This is a genomic window from Proteiniphilum propionicum, assembly GCF_022267555.1.
Taxonomy (GTDB): Bacteria; Bacteroidota; Bacteroidia; order Bacteroidales; family Dysgonomonadaceae; genus Proteiniphilum; species Proteiniphilum propionicum.
In genome coordinates this window covers 825,529-840,016 of sequence record NZ_CP073586.1, presented here as the reverse complement: position 1 = coordinate 840,016, position 14,488 = coordinate 825,529, and the positions used below count along the sequence as shown (strand labels likewise).

Genomic DNA, 14,488 nt, shown 5'->3' with positions numbered 1-14,488 from the left:
AAAAAATGTCAGTCATAATCAATAAAGTCACTACGAAGGATGATTTAAGGAAGTTCATCCATTTCGGCATCGATCTCTATGAGAGCAATGAATATTTTGTTCCTCCACTAGTTTATGATGAGAGAGATACGCTCAGCAGAACCAAGAATCCTGCATTTGATCATTGCGATGCATCATATTTTCTTGCTTACCGCGATGAAGAGATAGTGGGACGGATTGCTGTAATTATCAATTTCAAAGCGAATGAGATATGGAATGAGAGGAATGCCCGTTTCGGTTTTGTTGATTTTATTGATGACAGTGAAGTAGTTGACGCACTTTTTGGCGCAGCTGAGAGTTGGGCACGTTCCAGAGGCATGGAGAAAATTCACGGGCCGCTGGGTTTTACCGATCTCGATCATGAGGGTATGCTCGTTGAGGGGTTCGATCAGATGAGCACTTTGTCCACCATTTATAACTATCCCTACTATGTGGATCATATGGCAAGGATGGGCTATGTTAAGGATCAGGACTGGGTGGAGTATCTCATCACTATCCCTAAAGAGATGCCTGAACGGTTTATCCGTGCAACTGAGATAGTAAAAAAACGTTCAGGCTTGGCTGTAAAACATCTCCAGAGTAAAAAGGATGTAATTCCTTATGCAAGAGATATTTTTAAATTAATCAATCGCGCATATAAAGATTTGTATGGCTTTGTAGAGCTCTCCGAGAGACAGATCGATTATTACGTGGATATGTACATTCCAATGCTTCGTCTGGAATTTCTGACCCTAGTAATAAGGCAGGAAGACAATAAGTTGATTGGTGTGGGAATAGGCCTGCCAAGTATTGCCAAAGCTTTACAGAAAGCAAGGGGGCGGTTTGTCCCTACAGGATGGTATCATCTGTATAAAGCTTTAAAGGGAAAAGGGAACAATGTATTGGATCTGTTGCTGGTAGCTGTTGATCCTGAATACCAAGGCAAAGGAGTAAATGCTTTGTTATTCAATGAGTTTATCCCTGCTGCCATTCAATTGGGTTTTGAATATGCAGAGAGCAATCCAGAACTGGAACTGAACAGCAGAGTACAATCATTGTGGGACGACCTTGAAGCTAAACAGACAAAAAGGCGCAGAGCTTTTATAAAAAATTTATAGAGGAATTAATAAAAAGTGAACGAAACAGAAAGAGAATTACAGATACTTCAAAATAACTATCAAGAAGAGAATATTGTTACTCTGGAGTGGCAGGAACATATACGCCGCCGCCCGGGTATGTATATCGGAAAACTGGGAGATGGTTCATCTTCCGATGATGGTATATACGTGTTGCTAAAAGAGGTACTTGATAACTCAATAGATGAGTATATGATGGGTTTTGGCAAGACTATCGAGGTGGGTGTCGAGGGCGATAAAGTTACAGTACGAGACTACGGCAGGGGTGTTCCCCTGGGAAAGGTTGAGGATGTATGCTCCAAGATGAATACCGGTGCCAAGTACGACTCCAAAGCATTTAAAAAGTCAGTAGGGCTCAATGGGGTGGGGATAAAGGCAGTAAACGCACTTTCATCTTCATTTCTTATGGTAAGCTCGCGTGACGGGAAATCAAAAGTTGTGGAATTCCAGCAAGGTGTACTCTCGCATGAAGGGGACATAGAGAGCAGTGCAAATCAGAACGGTACTCATGTAGAGTTTACACCCGACAGAGAGATCTTTGGTGAGTATTACTACCGGGATGAGCATATTGAACCGCTGCTTAAAAATTATGTATTTCTGAACATAGGTTTAACCATTGTTTTTAATGGTAAAAAATACTCGTCGAAAAACGGACTTGAAGATCTGTTGAATGAAAATCTAACTTCTGATGAACTCTATCCCATTATTCATCTTTTCGGCGATGATATTGAGGTAGCGATCACTCACACCAACCAGTACGGAGAGGAGTATTATTCTTTTGTAAACGGGCAGCATACCACACAGGGAGGGACCCATCTGACAGCCTTTCGTGAAGCTGTAGCACGTGTGATCAAGGAGTTTTATAACCGGAATTTTGAGTACTCCGATATTCGTAATGGCATAGTTGCAGCTATCAGCATAAAAGTGGAAGAGCCGGTTTTTGAATCTCAGACAAAGACCAAGCTTGGTTCAAAAGAGATGGGACCTAACGGTATCTCAGTGAGCAAGCATATAAACGATTTTCTAAAGCAAGAGTTGGATAACTATCTGCACAAGAATCCTGATATGGTGGATGTGCTGCAGAAAAAGATTCTAGACTCCGAAAAGGAACGTAAGGCAATTGCCGGTGTAACCAAGCTTGCGAAGGAGCGAGCTAAAAAGGCCAATCTTCACAACAAAAAATTACGCGATTGCCGAATCCATTACAACGATGCTAAAGGTGATGACCGGGAAAAATCAAGTATCTTCATTACTGAGGGAGATTCTGCAAGTGGCTCCATCACCAAGAGTCGCGATCCCAATCTCCAGGCTGTGTTCAGCCTTCGCGGGAAGCCTCTTAACAGTTTCGGGCTGACAAAGAAAATTGTCTATGAGAACGAAGAGTTCAATCTGCTGCAGGCAGCACTCAATATTGAAGAAAACATGGATGGGCTGCGGTACAACAAAGTGATTATTGCAACCGATGCCGATACCGACGGTATGCACATCAGGCTGTTGCTGCTTACTTTTTTTCTGCAATTTTTCCCCGACCTAATTAAAAAGGGGCATGTTTATATTTTACAGACACCACTTTTCCGTGTTCGTAACAAGAAGAAAACTCTCTATTGCTATACCGAAGAGGAACGGCTCAGCGCAATTGAGGAGCTAGGCCCTAACCCGGAGATAACCCGTTTCAAAGGTTTGGGAGAGATATCTCCCGAAGAGTTCCGTAATTTCATTGGAGAAGATATTCGCCTCGATAGGGTGACCATGCGCAAAGAGGACCTTCTTAAGGAACTGCTTGAATTTTACATGGGTAAGAATACTCCCGAACGCCAATCGTTTATTATAGAGAATTTGGTTGTGGAAGAGGATGAGGTGGCTTAGTTTGTCCATTATTAATATTATAGCAATACTAAAATAGTAGAATGTTCCAAACAACTGTACCCGATAAACGGATTGCTGTTTTTCCAGGCACTTTTGACCCATTCACAACTGGCCATGAGTCGCTGGTACGCCGCGGATTGTCTTTAATGGACGAAATTGTAATCGCGATAGGAGTCAATGAATCAAAAAGCTCATTTTTTACTTTGGACAAACGTCTTGAAATGATTCGCGAGTTATATAAAAACGAACCCCGTGTAAGGGTTGAAAGCTACGACTCGCTAACAATCGAATTCGCCCGGAAAACTGGAGCACGGTACATTCTGCGTGGTATAAGGTCGGTAGTGGATTTCGAGTACGAGAAAACAATTGCCGATATGAACCGAACTATTTCGGGAATAGAAACGTTTGTATTATTCACTGAACCCGCTTTAACACACGTCAGTTCCTCACACGTAAGGGAACTGCTGCGTTACGGCCATGATGTCAGCTGCTTTATTCCAAAAGGGATGAAGATTTGATCTTCAAAAAAGAAAAGATGTATAAACAGATAATTATTACTGCCCTAAGCGTACTCCTTGCTTGGGGTAACTTATTTGCGCAATTCAGGCCATCACCCGATGGGGTAAAACTGGAAAGAACAATTCAACTTATAAAAAGCTTGTATGTTGATGATGTAGATTCAAAAAAACTTGCCGAAGCAGCAATACGCGCAATGCTTGCAGAGCTCGACCCCCACTCGTCGTACCTTAACGAAGAGGAGGTGCTGGCTATGAATGAACCCTTACAAGGGAACTTCAACGGAATAGGCATATCGTTCAATATGCTTACTGATACCCTTTACGTGATGGAGGTGATTTCAGGTGGCCCGTCACAGAAGGTAGGTATCCTCCCGGGAGATAAAATCATTCAGGTGAATGACACCACTATTGCCGGCGTGAAAATGGGTAATCAGGAAGTGGTGAAGCGCCTTCGCGGCCCTAAAGGGACAGTTGTCAACGTAAAGATTCAGCGCAGGGGTGTTCCCGGGTTAATGGAGTTTCGTATCGTAAGGGATAAAATCCCTATCACAAGTATCGATGCTTCCTACATGGTTACACACAATGTGGGGTACATCCGTCTCAGCAGGTTTGGTGTTACCTCAGGAACTGAGTTCAAAATGGCAGAAAGAGAGTTGAGATCAAAAGGGATGAAGCATCTTATTCTCGATCTTACCGATAACGGCGGAGGTATACTGCAAACTGCTAATGAGATAGCTGATGAGTTCCTGGGCGAGAATAAACTGATAGTTTATACCGAAGGAAAGAACCAGCCCCGTTTTACAATGAACGCTTCCGGCAACGATGAATTGAAGGGAGGTAAGCTGGTGGTACTGGTTAACGGGGCATCGGCATCAGCAAGTGAGATCCTCGCCGGAGCCATTCAGGATTGGGACAGAGGTGTGGTAGTGGGGAGAAGGACTTTTGGTAAAGGCCTGGTACAACGCCAGCTGCCTCTACCTGACGGTACTATGATACGACTTACAGTTGCAAGATATTATACCCCTACAGGAAGAAGTATTCAGAAACCGTATGAAACGGGAAACATTGATGCCTATAACCGTGATTTTGTGAATCGTTACAATCACGGTGAACTTTTTGTTGCAGACAGCATTCGCTTTCCCGACTCTCTCAGATATACAACACTGGTGAATAAACGTACTGTATACGGTGGAGGAGGGATAATGCCGGATTATTTTGTGCCCATGGATACTACTTCAGGAACAATGTTTCATGCGAACCTTAATGCGAAAGGAATTATCAACAGGGCTGCTATCTCTGAGGTGGACATTAAACGTGAAGTGTTGTTGCAGAAATATCCAGATGTGCTTTCTTTTAACAAAGGATACATTATATCTGACGAGGTGGTGGGAAGGTTGAAAAATATTGCTAAAGAAGAAAATGTTGAGTGGAACGATGATGAGTTCACTACCTCCCGCCCTTTGATTTTTGTTCAGTTTAAGGCACTGATGGCTAGAGACCTGTTTGACTCATCGGCCTTTTTTAGGATTATCAACGAAGAAAATGATATCTTTCTGGAAGGATTGAAGATTATTTCAGATGATAACCGCTATAACGGATTATTAAGAGGCGTTGGCAGTAATGTAGGGCAGTTAAGCAGAAAGTGATTAATTTTTGATCTATTCTCTTTTTGATAACACCCGTTTTTTTTCCCTTATATGGGCATCTAAGCGCGATATAAGCCATAACAGGCTGAATATTGAGGCAACCAGGATCACCGCTCCTAAAAATTGTGCTGAAAACAGAAATTCCTTGCCAAAAAGGAAATATACCCCGGCAATCATTGCCGCCAATACGGCATACATGGTGCCAAAGATAGTACCCAGCTCTATCAATACACTGCCAGTCTCTTTTTTCGCTTTTATTTTCTGTGGTGTAAGTGCCTTCTCGGTCTCTATCTGCTGCATTATGCGATGCTTCAGGTTTTCCGGTGCATCCATTTTTACGGATAACAACATTTGACGAATTTTTTCGTCTTCTTTTTGATTACTGTATTTCTCCATCATTATTATCATTTTTATGAACCTGTAACCTGCATTCCATAACTCGAAACAACCATCTCCTTGAAAAGTTTCCTTGCCCTGAACAGTTTCACCTTGACGTTCGGTTCGTTTAAACCTGTTATTTTAGCAATCTCTTTTACTGGATTGTCCTCCATATAGTAAAGCGTTAGTAAAAGCGCATCTCCCTTAGGCATTTTCTGCATTACGTCTGCAACAATCTCTTTCCTTTCCTTTTCATCCATGTTCATTTCCAGTGTATTATCAGCCAGATGAGACGCATCTTCGATCCCTGCCTCTCTGACACCTATCCACATTTGTGTCTTTGTATGCGTAATAGCAGTATTGTAAACTATACGATACAACCATGTGGAAAATTTGCTGTCGGAGCGAAAACTGCGCAGATTCCTGAATGCCTTTACATAACTTTCCTGCACAACATCTTCCGCATCCTGTATATTACCGCAGATCCGATAGGCTATGGTGATCGCCATAACCTGATAGGTCTCGACAAAGTATGCGAACGCGGAAGTGTTTCCCGAAAGCACCTGTTGTATACGCTGATTCTCGTTCATCCAAACTGATTTTATTCCTGTTCTGTTTCCTCTTTTTGCTGCGTAAGCGGCATTTTTTGAGTTACCAGGAAATAGATCAGATAACCTATCCCGAGAAAGAAAACCACACTGGCACCAGTTACCCAGAACTCATTCCCTTCTCCGATTGCCAGGTATTCTGAGCATAGGAATCCGACAATTATCCCTATTCCAAGAGCAACAAGCACAATCCCGTTCCTGAGTGACACGAGCCTGTTGGGGGCTGCTTTCTTTTTTGGAGTGTCGGGAGGAATAATTCCCTGATTAATTAATCCCATCCGTTCATCATTCCGACTTTTGATAGCTCTCATTCCCAGGATTATACCGGCAATAACCGGCAGGCCAAAGATACAAACTATAGCAATAATAGCAATTAAATCTTCCATAATTCAAATAGTTTTTAAAGATTTTTACTTTGTTTACATTGATATGACTGCAACTTCACCCGTGCGGTTACAAAAAACAGGAATTATTTTTTCAATAATAGTTTTCAGTTCTATGCTTGTCAATAGCCACAAAACATATCGCATAACCTGTTTTGTTATAACCTCACCTCTTTTATTCCATAATTTACACAATGTAAATCTCCAGGTGAGGTTCACCGGAACGCCCAAACAGATAAGGTTTCCCGTGGTATGGCTGTCGATTAAATTTATTTGAACTATCTGTTAAACATATTCTTGTTTGCAAATGGTTTACATACCCGGTTAATATTAAAATAACGGGCTGTTTAAGCAACCCGTTACCCTTCAACTGAACATTGCATGGTTTAAAACATTTGCAAGCATGTTGTTTAGCAACACCTTACTTTTCTACACTCCGGTGACAACAATCTTATTTGTTTTTCAACAAATCCCGGATTTCTGTCAGCAATGACTCTTCTTTTGTCGGTTCTGCCGGAGCTTCCGGTGCTGGCTCTTCCTCTTTTTTGCGTTTAAGTGAGTTCATACCTTTGATAACGAGGAAGATTGATGTGCCGATTATAAGGAAGTCGACTACTGCCTGAATGAAGGCTCCGTAATTCCATGTAACAGCAGGTGAAATCACCTCGGTTCCCTCCATTACCGCCTGTCTTAAAACAAGCTTGAGGTCTGTGAATTGTCCCTGGTCAGTGATTAAAGCGATAGGCGGCATTAAAATGTCGTTCACGAAAGAAGTAACTATCTTCCCGAATGCCCCGCCAATTACAATTCCCACGGCCATGTCCACAACACTGCCGCGCATTAAAAATTCTTTGAGTTCTGATTTAAATGACATAGTTTTTTTGATTAATTTAGTTGAGGAAATCATATTTACACAAAGTAAATAAAAAAATTGGAATATCTAACTTTAGTGAACTATTTGCGTTAAGCCGTATGAGCAGAAGATAAGTTTACTTATATTATGCCATGGTGAGCAAATATCTAACTTTAGTGAAATATTTCTGCAATCATACAGCGTGCGGAGCCGCCACCATTTGTCTCAATAGTTGTAAGATCTGCCGAAACAATTGAATTGTACGTAGAGATGATGGTTTCCTGTGCCGTTGTCAGCACACCACGTGCCGATGAAGACATCACCATGACCGGATGTCCGCCCCGGCTTTTTAGCTCAAGCATGTTACCGGCAAAATGTGCAACCTGATCCAACGAAATGTTCACGATAATTTTTCCAGAAGAAACAAGGCTGGAGATAACCTTGCTGCGTTCTTTCTCCTCTCTGATGGATTCAAGTGACACCACTGCTATCTGTGTCCCCACCGACATCATCACGTTTGTATGATAGACCGGATTGCCTTTTTTATCTATTGCATCAAAAACAACGGCATCATAATTCATAAGTGAACAAAAATCAGCCAGAACTTTTTCCGATGTACGTTTTGAGCGGCAACAGTATACTATCCGTTTGTAACGGTCGAAAATCATGCTACCCGTACCCTCCAGGAACTCACCCTCATTTTCCCAGTGTGTAAGATCCACCACTTTGCGGTGATCCATCTTCCGGCGAAGCAGGTTCATCACCTCGGGTTTCCTTTCCAACCTCCGGTTTTCTGCAAACATTGGATAAAGCACAAGCTCTCCGGTTATGTGTGATGAAAACCAGTTGTTTGGGAATATAGAATCGGGCGTCCACGGGTCAAGTGTGTCCTGAACAACAGTCACATCAATATCTTTACCGCGGAGCATACTCACAAGTGCATCGAACTCTTTTAATGCTGTATCTGCAATTGAATCAGAATCTGATTTATGTTGAAAATAATTGTTCCCGGCAGTCTGCTCATTATATGCAAAACGTGCAGGGCGTACCATTAATATTTTGGAAGTTGTCTGCATAAAACTACCGAATTTTAATCTGACTCATTTCGATTTAATTTTACTTCAGCTGTTTAAAAACAAGTGATATCGCTCTTAAATCAAACTGCCGGAAAAAATATTATTCCATAGCTTTGATTGATTTTCTAATGATCTCAATTGCCTTTCTCAACTCTTTTTCCTTGATTACCAGCGGAGGGGCAAAACGGATGATGTGGCGATGGGTAGGTTTTGCCAGCAATCCGTTCCCGGCCATCTTAAGGCATATATCCCATGCCTCTTTGCCGTTGTGAGGTTCTATAACAATGGCATTCAGCAAACCCTTTCCACGTATTTGTTTTATAAACGGACTGTGTATTTTCTCCATCTCCTCACGGAATATGCCACCCAGAAGAGCAGCCTTCTCTGCAAGATTTTCTTCTCTGACTACCTCCAGCGCGGCCTTAGCAACTTTGCATGCCAATGGAAAACCGCCAAATGTAGAACCGTGCTGGCCGGGACGGATAGTAAGCATAATCTCATCGTCGGCGAGTACAGCAGAAACAGGCAGCACCCCTCCAGAAATTGCTTTGCCCAGGATCACAATATCGGGACGCACCCCTTCATGGTCGCAACATAGTTTTTCACCTGTACGGGCAATGCCTGTCTGAACCTCATCGGCAATGAAAAGGACGTTGTGTTTTTCACACAGTTCGTAACAAGCCTTCAAATATCCTTCATCAGGTACATTTACACCTGCTTCACCCTGTATTGGTTCTACCAGAAATCCGGCTATGAGGTTGCCTTTTGCTTCCAATATCGAAGCAAGTGCTTGCGGATCATTGTATGGAATAATTTCAATTCCGGGGGTGTAGGGTCCATAATCTGCACGAGCATCCTTATCGGTGCTGGCGGAGATGATAGTTATGGTCCTTCCGTGAAAGTTTCCTTCACAAACCACTATTATTGCCTCGTTTTCAGGGATTCCTTTTTTCAGGTAACCCCATTTACGAGCCAGCTTTAGTGAGGTTTCCACTCCTTCTGCGCCGGTGTTCATTGGCAAAACCTTGTCATATCCGAAATAATTGTGAATATACTCTTCGTATGGTCCCAGACAGTCGTTATAAAATGCACGTGATGTAAGACAAAGTGTCCTGGCCTGCTCCTTTAGTGCCCTCACAATTTTTGGATGGCAGTGTCCCTGGTTCACGGCAGAGTAGGCCGAAAGGAAATCGTAATACCTCTTCCCGTTCACATCCCATAGGTAACAGCCTTTTCCGCGCGAGAGAACTACCGGCAGCGGGTTGTAGTTATGTGCTCCGTATTTCTCTTCCAGGTCAATATAATGCCCTGCTTTTGTTGATGCTGTCATATATTCTGTTTTTTTAGTAGTATTAATTGTCTTCATGTACTCCGAATAATATTTCACCCGGTAATTGTAATTCAACTTCTTCAGGTTTTAAGTTATTGATATAGATACCAGTTTCTACAAAAATACACTTTTTATGCATATAATCAGCATAAACCAATAAAAATAACAAGAAATATATACATCTGAATAGCAGTTACAAAATTGCTGCATCAGGATACATATATGTTCCTAAAAAAGTAAAAAATATTGTGTGATACAGTATAAATAGATACATTTGTTTAATTATCTAAAACAATTACAAGACAATTAAAAGATGGATAAGGCGCAGTTTCTCTGGGTGGATGATGAGATAGACCTGTTGAAACCATATGTTCTTTTTCTGGAAGAGAAGGGGTACCTGATGAAATGCGTAAATAATGGGCGTGAGGCACTTGAGTTGTGCCGCACACATTTTTTTGATATTGTTTTTCTTGATGAACATATGCCTGGGTTGTCGGGATTGGAAACACTTGCAGGAATTCATGCATTGCAGCCTGATATGCCTGTAGTAATGATAACCAAAAGTGAAGATGAAGGCATAATGGATCAGGCGATCAGCAGCAAAATTACCGACTATCTGATAAAACCGGTTAATCCTAACCAGGTGCTGATGGCTATTAAAAAAATCTTAGATAAAAAAGAACTTATTTCAAAAGCAGCGACTGGTAATTATCGTGATAGATATAATCAGCTGAGTGTTGAAATTGGAAGTAGCCGCTTGCCCAACGATTGGATCTCTGTTTATAAAGAGCTGGTTTATTGGGAAATGGTCCTTGACCAAATACAGAGCCCGATGAAAGAGATGCTTTTTGCACAGAAGGCAGAAGCAGGAAGGCTATTTGCTAAGTTTGTAAGGAAAAGATATGGAGAGTGGATGATAAACTGTACTTCGCGTCCCGTGATGAGCCATGGCCTTTTCGAGAAATTTGTTTTCCCGATTTTAGAAAAAAACGAAAAACTCTTTTTTATTCTTATCGATAATTTTCGTTTCGATCAGTGGCAGTCAATTAAAGATATTGTCAGTGAGTACTTCTCATGCAATGAGACTCTTTACTTCAGTATTCTGCCAACAGCAACTCCTTATGCAAGGAATGCCATTTTTTCAGGGTTGATGCCAAAACAAATTTCGGAAACATATCCGGAAATGTGGATTGACGAAACTGATCAAGAAGGTAAAAATATGATGGAGGAGCGACTCATCCATGAACATTTACTCAGGTCGGGGCGTGATGTTAAGTTTTCATATCACAAGGTGAATACCAACCTGGAGGGAGAAAAACTGAACGCCCGTTTTTCGGAACTTGAGAGCAAGAGCCTGAATATTGCAGTATTCAACTTTATTGATATGCTTGCACACTCGAGAACAGAGTCAAAAATGATTCGGGAACTCTCACCAGATGAGTCTGCATACCGTTCACTCACAAAAACATGGTTTTTGCATTCACCGCTTCTGAAGTTGTTTAAAGATATATCGCGGAAAGGTTACAGGGCAGTGCTTACTACCGACCATGGCGCCATACGTGTTAAAAATGGGGTAAAGGTAATCGGTGACAGAGAAACCAATGTCAACCTCCGTTACAAGCTGGGCAGAAATCTGGCCTACGATCCAAAGAGGGTGTTCGATATTATTCATCCTGAAAATTTCGGGTTGCCGTCTCCCGACATCACTACCAGATATATTTTTGCGCAGAACGATGATTTTTTTGTATATCCAAACAACTACAATCATTATGCGTCTTTTTACGGGAATACGTTCCAGCATGGCGGAATTTCCCTTGAAGAGATGCTAGTGCCTTTTGTCACACTTTCTCCCAGATAGTTCAGTTTAAATATATGCAATTGTTGCTCCGGTCAAAGTAAATAGTTTTAATTATATGGATATAAAAATAAATGATTTAACAAAAATAGGATCTGCTGCACGTGAATTCATCGCGAATATGGGTGATGACAAGGTCTTTGCTTTTTATGGGAGCATGGGTGCAGGGAAAACAACATTTATTAAAGCAGTCTGCGAGGAACTTGGGGTAAGGGAGACTGTTACAAGTCCAACTTTCGCTATCATCAATGAGTATAAAGACAGAGACGGGGACTCAATATTTCATTTCGACTTCTACCGCATCAACAAGCTTGAAGAGGTTTTTGATTTAGGCTGTGAAGATTACTTTTACAGTGGTAGTCGCTGCTTTATAGAGTGGCCCGAGCTGATAGAGCCTGTTTTACCTGAGAATACCGTGAAAATGTTAATATGTGAAGAGAGCGATGGAAGCAGGATTGTACGGCGCATCTGACAACAATAAAGGTGTTACTATGTTGAATAATTAAAAAAAGCACTCTTAAAGATTTTTTTTATGCTGTGAATGCAGGAAATTCTATATATTCGCACATCCAAAGGGCTTAAGAAGACACAGTCAATTTAGCTGGTAGTGAAAAAAAGATATGAATAAAGTGAGTTTCTCTCACAAATAAAGGAAGAAATTACAAATGAAGAAAATTCTCATAGCTGTCTTTCTATTTTTCTCAACTCTGTCGGTATCGGCACAGGTAAACACAGACCGCGTAATGATGATAGGGAAAAACGCGCTTTATTTTGAAGATTATGTGTTGGCAATTCAATATTTTAATCAGGTAATAACTGCGAAACCATACCTCGCTGATCCCTATTACTTTAGAGCAGTCGCAAAATTTATGCTCGATGATTTTAAAGGGGCTGAGGATGATGCCTCTAACTGTCTGGTTCGTAATCCCTACTATACCGCTGCATATCAGCTTCGCGGTGCAGCCCGGCAAAATCAGGAAAAGTATGAGCTGGCCGCCACCGACTATCAGAGAAGCCTTGAGTTTTTTCCTGAAGACAGGCTTACCCTGGTAAATATGGGGATAGTGAATATCGAGATGAAGCAATACGATATTGCTGAGAAGTTTTTCGACGTGCTGCTCCGCCGTTTCCCTGATTATACACCGGGATACATTACACGTTCACAGATGTACCTTGAACTGAAAGATACCATCAATGCAATGGCTGATCTGAATAAAGCAATCGAGATTGATCCCTATACTTCTCAATCTTTTTCTGCAAGAGGGCTGCTCTATTTCCAGCAGAACGAGTATAACAGGGCTCTTGCCGACCTTGATGAGGCTATACGGCTAGATCCTTATTTTGAAGGGAATTACATCAACAGGGGGTTAGTGAAATACCACCTTAACGACCTGCGCGGAGCGATGGCCGATTACGACAGGGTAATAGAGATGGATGAGAGTAACCTTATTGCCCGGTTTAACAGGGGGCTGTTGCGTGCTCAGGTTGCAGATAACAACAGGGCGATAAAGGATTTCGATAAAGTTATTGAGCTGCAGCCAGGCAACACAATAGCATATCTGAACAGGGCTATGCTGAACAACGAAATTGGAAATAAAACCGATGCATTGAACGATTTGAACTATGTGTTGGAGGAACATCCCGATTTTTTTACCGGTTATTATATGCGTTCGCAGTTGAAGCGTGAGTTGGACGATCTCCGTGGTGCAGAACGTGATTATATGCTGGCCCGTTCAGAAGAGGCTAAAGCGAGAAAGGTGGCCACAGAGAATCCAGAACCATTTAAACAGGCACGAGAGCAGGGTGATGCAAGAGATACCCGCGATCAGGCCGATCAGGATATAGATAAGTTCAACTTGCTGGTGGTGGCAGATGAAGACACTTCACAGAAAAGCAAGTATCAGCGTCAAAGCAGGGGAAAAGTACAGAATATGAGAGCCCCGGTCGAGCTTGAGCCAAAGTTTGTACTCACCTATTATGAAAGGGATTACGAGGTGCGCAGGCCGGTATACTATTCAGAAACTATAGACAGGGCAAACAAAGAGCTTTACCTTACCTGGCTTCTGAAAGTTACCAACAACGAGGCGTCGTTAAATGAGTTGCAGATACAAACACATTTCCGCTCTATTGACAACTATTCTGGAAGGATTGAACATGAGTCCGCTAACGCTGCTCTCTATTTCGGAAGAGGAATGGATTTTATGCTTGTTCAGGATTATGAAAATGCTCTTAAGGACATGAGCAGGGTCCTTGAATTGATGCCGGACATGTTGGTAGCTCATTTTGCAAAAGCGATTATCCGCACAAAACAAATTGAATATGATCATCTGATTGAACAGCCGCTACTGATGGATGCACAGTCAGGGATCGATCTGCCTGATCTGGGTAAAATGCCTGGAAAGGCTAAGTTGCCGGAGATATCAACAAAGTCGATTGAATATGAAGAGATACTGAAAGAGTATGAAAAGATTATCAGCTTAAATCCCGGTTTCATATACGCTTATTACAACCGTGCCGAGATCTTCAGCCTTGAGAAAGATTTTCGTGCTGCGATAGCCGACTACACCAAGGCTATTGAGCTAGAACCTCAGTTTGCCGAAGCTTATTTTAACCGGGGATTGTCACGCCTCTCTATCGGAGAGTCCGAAGATGGGCTAGACGACCTCCGCAAAGCAGGTGAACTGGGTGTTGTTCAATCATACAGTATTATTAAGAGAATGCAGTAAAGAGGTCCCTTATTAACATTCCAGAAACATTTTTATTGTGAATTTGCTATCTCGTAATTCACAAAATCATTACATTTGCAGTCACATAAGAAAAA

At 41.9% G+C, this 14,488-nt stretch carries 13 protein-coding genes; 7 read left to right on the top strand and 6 right to left on the bottom strand.

What is annotated here, in order from left to right; translation table 11 throughout:
• Positions 1 to 5: 5 nt before the first annotated feature.
• Genes KDN43_RS03195 through KDN43_RS03180 form a run of 4 tightly spaced genes read left to right on the top strand, consistent with a single transcriptional unit; the run spans position 6 to position 5,184 of the window.
• Complete coding sequence (locus KDN43_RS03195) at positions 6 to 1,136, top strand: GNAT family N-acetyltransferase (RefSeq protein WP_238868247.1); 1,131 nt, start codon at positions 6 to 8, stop codon at positions 1,134 to 1,136.
• A 15-nt stretch (positions 1,137 to 1,151) separates the two neighbouring features.
• Positions 1,152 to 3,020, top strand: a complete 1,869-nt coding sequence (locus tag KDN43_RS03190; RefSeq protein ID WP_238868246.1) for a DNA topoisomerase IV subunit B — start codon at positions 1,152 to 1,154, stop codon at positions 3,018 to 3,020.
• Positions 3,021 to 3,061: 41 nt separating this feature from the next.
• A complete protein-coding gene (coaD, locus tag KDN43_RS03185) occupies positions 3,062 to 3,538 on the top strand; it encodes a pantetheine-phosphate adenylyltransferase (RefSeq protein ID WP_238868245.1) in 477 nt (158 codons plus the stop codon).
• A gap of 17 nt (positions 3,539 to 3,555) precedes the next feature.
• Positions 3,556 to 5,184 carry a S41 family peptidase gene (locus tag KDN43_RS03180; RefSeq protein WP_238868244.1) on the top strand — a complete coding sequence of 543 codons (1,629 nt, stop codon included), beginning with the start codon at positions 3,556 to 3,558 and terminating at the stop codon, positions 5,182 to 5,184.
• A gap of 12 nt (positions 5,185 to 5,196) precedes the next feature.
• Here KDN43_RS03180 and KDN43_RS03175 read toward each other — a convergent pair whose 3' ends face one another.
• The 6 genes from KDN43_RS03175 to rocD all read right to left on the bottom strand — a co-directional run bounded on the left by KDN43_RS03175 (position 5,197) and on the right by rocD (position 9,812).
• Positions 5,197 to 5,583 carry a hypothetical protein gene (locus tag KDN43_RS03175; protein WP_238868243.1) on the bottom strand — a complete coding sequence of 129 codons (387 nt, stop codon included), beginning with the start codon at positions 5,581 to 5,583 and terminating at the stop codon, positions 5,197 to 5,199.
• Positions 5,584 to 5,594: 11 nt separating this feature from the next.
• Positions 5,595 to 6,152 carry an RNA polymerase sigma factor gene (locus KDN43_RS03170; RefSeq protein ID WP_238868242.1) on the bottom strand — a complete coding sequence of 186 codons (558 nt, stop codon included), beginning with the start codon at positions 6,150 to 6,152 and terminating at the stop codon, positions 5,595 to 5,597.
• Positions 6,153 to 6,163: 11 nt separating this feature from the next.
• Positions 6,164 to 6,556: a DUF6249 domain-containing protein gene (locus KDN43_RS03165; RefSeq protein WP_238868241.1), complete on the bottom strand. Its 393-nt coding sequence runs from the start codon at positions 6,554 to 6,556 to the stop codon at positions 6,164 to 6,166.
• 448 nt (positions 6,557 to 7,004) lie between these two features.
• Positions 7,005 to 7,427: a large-conductance mechanosensitive channel protein MscL gene (gene mscL, locus KDN43_RS03160; protein ID WP_238868240.1), complete on the bottom strand. Its 423-nt coding sequence runs from the start codon at positions 7,425 to 7,427 to the stop codon at positions 7,005 to 7,007.
• Between the two features lie 152 nt (positions 7,428 to 7,579).
• A complete protein-coding gene (gene ctlX / locus KDN43_RS03155) occupies positions 7,580 to 8,482 on the bottom strand; it encodes a citrulline utilization hydrolase CtlX (protein WP_238868239.1) in 903 nt (300 codons plus the stop codon).
• A gap of 100 nt (positions 8,483 to 8,582) precedes the next feature.
• Positions 8,583 to 9,812, bottom strand: coding sequence for an ornithine--oxo-acid transaminase (rocD, locus tag KDN43_RS03150; RefSeq protein ID WP_238868238.1), 1,230 nt, complete (start codon positions 9,810 to 9,812; stop codon positions 8,583 to 8,585).
• 313 nt (positions 9,813 to 10,125) lie between these two features.
• Between rocD and porX the strand changes: the two genes are divergently transcribed.
• The 3 genes from porX to KDN43_RS03135 all read left to right on the top strand — a co-directional run bounded on the left by porX (position 10,126) and on the right by KDN43_RS03135 (position 14,393).
• A complete protein-coding gene (porX, locus tag KDN43_RS03145) occupies positions 10,126 to 11,670 on the top strand; it encodes a T9SS response regulator signal transducer PorX (RefSeq protein ID WP_238868237.1) in 1,545 nt (514 codons plus the stop codon).
• Positions 11,671 to 11,725: 55 nt separating this feature from the next.
• Complete coding sequence (tsaE, locus tag KDN43_RS03140) at positions 11,726 to 12,139, top strand: tRNA (adenosine(37)-N6)-threonylcarbamoyltransferase complex ATPase subunit type 1 TsaE (RefSeq protein WP_238868236.1); 414 nt, start codon at positions 11,726 to 11,728, stop codon at positions 12,137 to 12,139.
• A 193-nt stretch (positions 12,140 to 12,332) separates the two neighbouring features.
• Entirely contained in the window at positions 12,333 to 14,393 is a 2,061-nt protein-coding gene (locus KDN43_RS03135; protein ID WP_238868235.1) for a tetratricopeptide repeat protein, read from the top strand.
• Positions 14,394 to 14,488: the final 95 nt, after the last annotated feature.